This is a genomic window from Staphylococcus sp. EG-SA-15 (genome assembly GCF_017151895.1).
Lineage (GTDB): Bacteria > Bacillota > Bacilli > Staphylococcales > Staphylococcaceae > Staphylococcus > Staphylococcus aureus.
In genome coordinates this window covers 1-449 of record NZ_JACVZN010000080.1, presented here as the reverse complement: position 1 = coordinate 449, position 449 = coordinate 1, and the positions used below count along the sequence as shown (strand labels likewise).

General features: G+C 31.0%; 1 protein-coding gene. It reads left to right on the top strand.

From position 1 onward, the window contains the following. Positions 1 to 449 (top strand): protoporphyrinogen oxidase (hemG, locus tag IDG64_RS14410; RefSeq protein WP_206171359.1); only part of this gene is annotated, 449 nt, incomplete at both ends.

Here is a 449-nt window from a genome sequence, read left to right as displayed (position 1 = left end):
ATCATATATTTACAGCTATAATAAGTTATATCCAATACCAGGTGGTTCAATTATGGGTATACCTACAGAAATCAAACCATTTCTTAAGACACAATTGATTTCACCAGCAGCTAAATTAAGAGCAGGATTAGATTATTTCTTACCTGTTAAACCGATGCATACAGATATATCAATCGGTCATTTCTTTAGACAAAGATTAGGTGATGAAGTATTAGAAAACTTAATCGAACCTTTAATGGCAGGTATATATGGTGCAAATATCGATAAATTAAGCTTAAAAACAACATTTCCTCATTTTAAAGAACAAGAAGAAAAAGAGGGCGGCTTAATAAAAGGTATGATTGCTCAAAAAGCTAAAAATAATGCGGATAAAAAAGTAACAGTCAAACCAAAAGGTCAATTTAAACAATTTAGACATGGCCTTGAATCATTCATTCAAACTTTACGTG